General features: G+C 72.9%; 5 protein-coding genes. 4 read left to right on the forward strand and 1 reads right to left on the reverse strand.

The window, feature by feature from the left end; translation table 11 throughout:
- Positions 1-115: 115 nt before the first annotated feature.
- Positions 116-742: a TetR/AcrR family transcriptional regulator gene (locus RM812_RS23130; RefSeq protein ID WP_311575153.1), complete on the reverse strand. Its 627-nt coding sequence runs from the start codon at positions 740-742 to the stop codon at positions 116-118.
- A gap of 174 nt (positions 743-916) precedes the next feature.
- On the opposite strand from RM812_RS23130, the gene RM812_RS23135 reads away from it, so the two are divergent.
- The 4 genes from RM812_RS23135 to RM812_RS23150 all read left to right on the forward strand — a co-directional run bounded on the left by RM812_RS23135 (position 917) and on the right by RM812_RS23150 (position 6,821).
- Complete coding sequence (locus RM812_RS23135) at positions 917-1,846, forward strand: ABC transporter permease (RefSeq protein WP_311575154.1); 930 nt, start codon at positions 917-919, stop codon at positions 1,844-1,846.
- A complete protein-coding gene (locus RM812_RS23140) occupies positions 1,839-2,699 on the forward strand; it encodes an ABC transporter ATP-binding protein (protein ID WP_394816506.1) in 861 nt (286 codons plus the stop codon). Before RM812_RS23135 ends, RM812_RS23140 begins: the two co-directional genes overlap by 8 nt.
- A 181-nt stretch (positions 2,700-2,880) precedes the next feature.
- Positions 2,881-5,133: a CDP-glycerol glycerophosphotransferase family protein gene (locus RM812_RS23145; protein ID WP_311575155.1), complete on the forward strand. Its 2,253-nt coding sequence runs from the start codon at positions 2,881-2,883 to the stop codon at positions 5,131-5,133.
- Entirely contained in the window at positions 5,130-6,821 is a 1,692-nt protein-coding gene (locus tag RM812_RS23150; RefSeq protein WP_311575156.1) for a glycosyltransferase family 2 protein, read from the forward strand. Before RM812_RS23145 ends, RM812_RS23150 begins: the two co-directional genes overlap by 4 nt.
- The last annotated feature ends 170 nt before the right edge of the window (positions 6,822-6,991 follow it).

Genomic DNA, 6,991 nt, shown 5'->3' on the forward strand with positions numbered 1-6,991 from the left:
GCCTCCTGGCCACCGGCCACGCCGTGACGGTGGCCGTCGCGTCCGTGCCCCTCGCGCACCTCACACGGACGGTGGGGCCCGTCGCGGCAGGGGCCGCTGACAACCCCGCCCCGCCTCACAACGCCTTCAGCCCCTCCGCCGTGGCCCGCGCCAGCGCCCCCAGGTACCCCTTCGGCAGCTTCGGGCTGCGGACGACCACCGAGCGCCAGTACAGCGGGCCCGAGATCAGGTCGAGGGCCAGGTCGGTGTCGAGGCCGGGGCTGAGTTCGCCGCGCCGTTTCGCCGCGTCGAGGATCTTGCTGGCGATGCCGTCCTGACCCTCGCGCACGGTCTTCTGCAACGCCTCGGCGATGTCGGGGTTGCGCGCCGCCTCCGCCTGGAGGTCGGGGATGATCTGCGAGGCCACCGGGTGGCGCAGCGCGCGGGACGTCACCTCGTAGAGCAGCCGCAGGTCGCCCTCCAGGGACCCGGTGTCGGGCGCGGGCAGGCCCTGTACGGCGAGCGCGGAGACGACGTCGAGGACCAGGTGCAGTTTGGAGCGCCAGCGCCGGTACACCGCGGTCTTGCCGACGCCCGCGCGGCGCGCGATGCCCTCGATGGACATCCGCGCGTAGCCGACCGCCGCGAGTTCCTCGAAGACGGCCGCCCGGATCGCCTCCGTCACGTCCTCGCGGAGCACGGCCGCCCCGGCGGGGACCCTGCGGCGCGGGCGCGGCTGCGGCTCGTCGGCGTTGGTCGTCATGCAAGCCAAGCATAGGGCGTTGCGACGAAACGGTTGCGTTCCGACGCCGATCGGGCCTACGCTCACGTCACGACGATACGGTGCCGTCCCGTCGTAATTGAACGGTCGGCGTCCCGCAGGGAAACACCGGGAGTCGCCTCCGTCACCCCCTCCCCCCGAGCGAAAGCACCGGATGTGAGCCAGGTACTCCACACACCGCCCCCGACACCGGCCCCGTCCACCCCCGCCGAGGCCGACGACCTCGCGGCCCTCGCCGCCCGCCACGGTCTGACGGTCAGCGGCGCACGCCCCTCGCTGCCCGCGTACGTCCGCCAGCTGTGGGCACGCCGGCACTTCATCGGCGCCTTCGCCACCGCCAAGCTCACCGCCCAGTACAGCCAGGCGAAGCTGGGCCAGGTCTGGCAGGTGATGACGCCGTTGCTGAACGCGGCGGTGTACTACCTGATCTTCGGCGTGCTGATCGGCACCAAGCAGGGCGTGGAGGACTTCGTCCCGTTCCTGGTCACCGGCGTGTTCATGTGGACGTTCACGCAGAGCTCGATCATGGCGGGCACCCGCGCCATCTCCGGCAACCTCGGCCTGGTGCGGGCCCTGCACTTCCCGCGGGCCGCGCTGCCGGTCTCCTTCTGCCTACAGCAGCTCCAGCAGCTGATGTTCTCGATGGCCGCCCTGCTCGTGATCCTGCTCGCCTTCGGCGTACCGCCCGGCGCGTCCTGGCTGCTGGCGGTCCCGGCGCTGGTGCTGCAGTTCGTGTTCAACGCGGGCGTGTCGCTGATCATGGCCCGGGTGGGGTCCAAGATCCCCGACATGGCCCAGCTGATGCCGTTCCTGCTGCGCACCTGGATGTACGGCTCGGGCGTCATGTTCAGCATCGACCACATGACCGGCCCGGACAGCGGCCTGCCGTCCTGGGTCGGCACCGTGCTCCAGCTCAACCCCGCCGTCGTCTACATCGACCTGATGCGCTTCGCCCTGATCGACTCCTTCGACGCGAGCCACCTGCCGCCCCACGTGTGGGCGCTCGCGCTGGGCTGGGCGCTGGTCGCCGGGATCGGCGGCTTCATCTACTTCTGGAAGGCCGAGGAGACGTACGGTCGTGGCTGACAACGCCGGCATCACCAAGCAGACGGACGAGCGCGTCCCCACCGTCATCGCCGACGGCGTCGACATCGTCTACCGGGTCAACGGCACCGGCGCCGGGCGCGGCTCCGCGACCGCCGCCCTCAACCGCATCGTGCGCCGCAAGAACGCCGAGAAGGCGGCGGGCGTGCGCCGGGTGCACGCCGTGAAGAACGTGTCCTTCGTGGCGTACCGGGGGGAGGCGATCGGACTGATCGGCACCAACGGCTCCGGCAAGTCGACCCTGCTCAAGGCGGTCGCCGGCCTGCTGCCGGTGGAGAGGGGCCGCATCTACACGGACGGCCAGCCCTCTCTGCTCGGCGTCAACGCGGCCCTGATGAGCGACCTCACCGGTGAGCGCAACGTGTACCTGGGCGGCCTGGCGATGGGCATGTCCCGCGCGCAGATCAAGGAGCGGTACCAGGAGATCGTCGACTTCTCCGGGATCAACGACAAGGGCGACTTCATCACGCTGCCGATGCGCACGTACTCCTCCGGCATGGCGGCCCGGCTGCGCTTCTCCATCGCCGCCGCCAAGGACCACGACGTGCTCCTCGTCGACGAGGCGCTGGCCACCGGCGACCGCTCCTTCCAGAAGCGCTCCGAGGAACGCATCCGGGAGCTGCGCCGGCACGCCGGCACGGTGTTCCTGGTCAGTCACAGCAACAAGTCCATCCGCGACACGTGCGACCGGGTGCTGTGGCTGGAGCGCGGTGAGCTGCGCATGGACGGGCCGACGGACGAGGTCCTGAAGGAGTACGAGAAGTTCACCGGCGGTCCGGACAGGGCGGCGAAGCCCGCGCCCAAGCCCGCGCCCAAGGCGAAGGCCGCCGCGTGAACGACGCGCTTCCCTGAAGCCCTCACCCCGTCCCCTCCACCGACATCCTTCGCCGACCTCCTTCGCCCGGGAGGCGTACTCACGGTCAGCCCTTTCGCCTGTTTGGTGCCACTATGGCCGAACGGACCCAACAGGACCGAACAGGAGTGCCGGGAGCGACGACGGCGAAGGAGTCCCCGCGATGTCCGAGACCCCCGAACTCAGCGTCATCGTCCACGGCCCCAACGTCCAGGACCACCTCCCCGCCCTCCTCGGCTCCCTGGACGCCCACCCCCTCACCGGCACCGAGGTGATCGTCGCCGCCGTCGGGGACTGGGCGCGGGAGACGGCCGAGCGGCACATCCCCGCCTTCACCGTGCTGCCGCTGCCGGAGGGGGCCGGCGACGCCGCGGCCCGCGCGGCGGGGGCGGCGCGGGCGTCGGGCCGGTGGCTGCACTTCGTCCGCGCCAAGGACGGACTGCCCCCCGGCGCCCCGCGCACGATCGCCGAGCACGCCGCGGGCCTCCCCGGCACGGTGGACGTCCTGCTGTTCGACCACGTCCGCAGCACCTGGCGGGCCTCCGCCCTGCCCTCCCCGGACGGTCCCCGCCTCGCCCGCGCGGAACGCTCGGACCGCTCGGACCGGGCCGATCGCGCGGACCTCGCCCTCGACGACAGCGCGGGACTGCTGAGGCTGACCCCGCTGCTCGGCAACCGCGCCGTGCGCGCCGGCTTCTGGCGGACGCACGAGCGGCTCCTCACCACCGACGACGAACCCTTCGCCGCGTACGCCGCCCTGCTGCTCGCCGACCGCGTCGCCTGCCTGCCCCACCCGGCGTACGAGGACCGCCGGCTGCGCCCCGAGAGCCTGCCACCGATCACCCCGGAGCAGCGCTACGCCCTGGTCGAGCGCTACGAGGCCCTCCTCGACCTCGCCGCCGGGCGCCCGGCCGCCTACGCCGTCCTGTACGACCTCATGGTCCGCGACTGCCTGCGCACCTTCGCCCGTGCCGGGATGCCGGACGACGTCGCGCGGGAGTTCTTCCGCCGCGCGTCCCTGGCCGCCCGGCGCCGCCGCCCCGACGGTCACCGCCGCCCGGCCGGCCTCGAAGGCGTACGCCGCTCACTGCTGGAGGAGGACGCGTGCACCCGGTACCGCACCCTCCAGGCCGCCAACCGCACCCGCCGCAGGGTGCGGTCGGCGGTGCGCACCGGCAGGCGCCGGGCCGGAACGCGGGTGCGCGCCCTCCAGTACCGCAGGGCGCTCGCCGAGCCGGTCGACCCCCACCTGGCCGTCTTCTCGGCGTACTGGGCCCGCGGCGTGGCCTGCAACCCGGCCGCGATCGCCGCCGAACTCGCCCGTCTCGCCCCGGGCGTCCACCCGGTGTGGGTGGTCACCGCGGCGGGCGCGGCCCTGCTGCCGCCCGGCACCGACCACGTCGTCCCGGGCACCCGGCGCTACTGGGAGGTGCTGGCCCGCGCCAAGTACCTCGTCAACAACGTCAACTTCCCGGACGCGGTCGTCAAACGCCCCGGCACCGTCCACCTCCAGACCCACCACGGCACCCCGCTCAAGCGCATGGGCCTGGACCAGATGCCGTACCCGGCCGCCGCCCGCGGCCTGGACTTCCAGGCCCTGCTGGAGCGCGTCGACAAGTGGGACTACAGCATCTCCGCGAACAGCCACTCGACCCGCATGTGGCAGCGGGCGTACCCGTCCCGCCACCTCTCGCTCGACCACGGCTACCCGCGCAACGACGTCTACTACACGGCCGGCGCCCAGGAGGTCCGCGCGGTCCGCGAACGCCTCGGTGTCCCGCCCGGCCACCGAGCGGTCCTCTACGCGCCCACCCACCGCGACTACGAGGCCGGCTGGACCCCGCGTCTGGACCTCGCCGCCCTCGCCGACCAACTCGGCGAGGAAACGATTCTCCTGGTGCGCGCCCACTACTTCTACGAGACCGCCGCCTCTCCGTCCTCCCCGTCCTCCCCGCTGACCGCCCTGCGCCGCACCGGCCGCGTCATCGACGTGTCCTCCTACGACCCGGTCGAAGAGCTGTGCCTGGCCGCCGACGCGCTCGTCACGGACTACTCGTCGATCATGTTCGACTACGCCAACCTCGACCGCCCGATCGTGATCCACGCCGACGACTGGGAGACGTACCGCACCACGCGCGGCGTGTACTTCGACCTCATGGCCGAGGCCCCGGGCCCCGTCGCCCGCGACCAGGCGCGACTGACGGAGATCCTCACGACGGACGCCTGGCGCGACGAGCGCGCGGCCAAGGCACGGGCCGCCTTCCGGCGCCGGTTCTGCGAGTACGACGACGGCCGCGCCGCCGAACGCGTCGTACGCCGGGTCTTCCTCGGCGAGGACGAGCGGACCCTGCCCCCCGTGCTGCCGCTCGAGGAGCGCACCCCTGCCCCGAGCCCCGAGGAGGCGACCGCGTCATGAGCATGAGCATCCTGAACACGACGGTCACCCCCGACGTCACCGTCACGGTCATCGTCCACAACGACGCCGAGCGCCTCCCCCGCGCCGTCGCGTCCGTCCTGCGCCAGACCCACCCGAACATCGAGGTCGTCATCAGCGACGACCACTCCACGGACGCGACCGAGGACGTGGCCCGAGGGCTGGCGGCCCAGGACCCCCGCGTCGTGTACCTCCGCCTGCCCGAGAACAGCGGCGGCTGCAGCGCCCCGCGCAACCGCGCCCTGGAGATCGCGCGGGCGCCGTACCTGATGTTCCTGGACAGCGACGACGAACTCCCCGAGCGCGCCGTCGAGGTCCTGCTCGCCGCCCACCGCGAACGCGACATCGACTTCGCGATGGGCGCGGTGCACCGGATACGGGTGGACGGCGGACGCCGCACCACCTGGATGCCGCACCTGGTCGCCGACCGCCGCACGCTCGACGGCATCGAGGCCGACCCGCGGCTGTTCTTCGAGCACCTGGCGACCAGCAAGATGTACGCCCGTGCCTTCCTCGACCGGCACGACCTGCGCTTCCCCGAGGGCATCCACTACGAGGACCAGCTCTTCTCGGCTCAGGCGTACTGCCTGGCCAAGACGTTCACCATCGTCCCGGAGCCGGTCTACCGCTGGTACATCGCCCCGTACGCCGCATCCGAGGCGGCCTCCATCTCCAACCAGCGGCACCTGCTGAGCAACGTCCGCGACCGCGTCCACGTCCAGCGCCTCATCGACGCGTTCCTGGCCGGGAGCGGGCACGTGTCGCTGCGGGAGGACAAGGACTTCAAGTTCCTCAAGCACGACTTCCGGATGTACGCCGGGGACCTCCCGTACCGGGACGACGCGTGGCTGACGTCCTTCGCCGACATCATGAACCCCTACCTCGACACCCTCGCCCCGGGCGCCTGTGCCCGCCTGCCCCGCGCCGAACGGGTCGTGCTCCAGCTGGTCCGCGACCGCCGCCTGTCCGACGTACGGCAGGCGGCCCGCGGCCTCGGCCACGACGTGGCACCGCGCCGGACCACGCCGGACGCGGCAACCGGCCGCACCTACTGGGGCGCGGGGATACCGCACTCCGCGCAGGCCCGCCGCGAACTGGACCTGACGGACCTGGGCCTGGACACCCGCCCGTTCTTCAGCGCCCGGCTCCGCCACGAGATCACCGAGATCGCGCGGGGCCCCGGCGCCTCGATCGACCTCACCGTCCGCACCTACGACCCGGCCCTGCGCCTCCCGGTCGGCCCCCAGCGCGCCACCCTCCACCTCGCCCCCGGCCGGCGCCGCCTCACGGTCCCCTTCCGCCTCTGCCCCGTGAGCCCCGGCGTCTTCGAGGGCCGTGCCCGCCTGGACCTGACGGCGGCACGTCTCCCGCTCCACGGCTTCGAGGGCATCCGCCACCCCGTACTCCGCCTCCGCCGTCAGGGCCAGTCCCACACGGGCCTCCTCCTGGCCCCCCTGTCCTTCCCCGCCCTCACCGCCCGCGTCCCCTACCGCGCCGGTACGGCCCCCCACCGGGTCACGGTGGAACCGGAGGGCCACGACCCGGGCCGCCTCCAGATCCGCTGGCAGCCGGTGGGCAGCACGGCAACCGTCATCCGCCCGGCCGTACGCCGCCTGGCCACACCCCGGGTGAGAAGAGCGGCCCGCCTGGCAGCCGACGTGCTCCACTGACACCCCACAGCCTGCGGGCAGTCGTGCCTCCCCCGTGTCCGAACGGCCCGAGGCACCCCGCAGCGCCGAACCCCCCGGCTCACCCCACCACCGCGTACAGCACCTCCCCACCCGGCCCCCGAGCCACCACCCTCAGCCCCTCCACCCTCCGAAGCCCCACCCCCCGATCC

The sequence above is a fragment of the Streptomyces lancefieldiae genome, assembly GCF_031845825.1.
GTDB lineage: Bacteria > Actinomycetota > Actinomycetes > Streptomycetales > Streptomycetaceae > Streptomyces > Streptomyces lancefieldiae.

Bases quoted from the DNA above. Each gene is read 5' to 3' on its own strand.
- RM812_RS23150 (WP_311575156.1), top strand. From the start codon at position 5,130: ATGAGCATGAGCATCCTGAACACGACGGTCACCCCCGACGTCACCGTC.
- RM812_RS23145 (WP_311575155.1), top strand. From the start codon at position 2,881: ATGTCCGAGACCCCCGAACTCAGCGTCATCGTCCACGGCCCCAACGTC.
- RM812_RS23130 (WP_311575153.1), bottom strand. From the start codon at position 742: ATGACGACCAACGCCGACGAGCCGCAGCCGCGCCCGCGCCGCAGGGTC.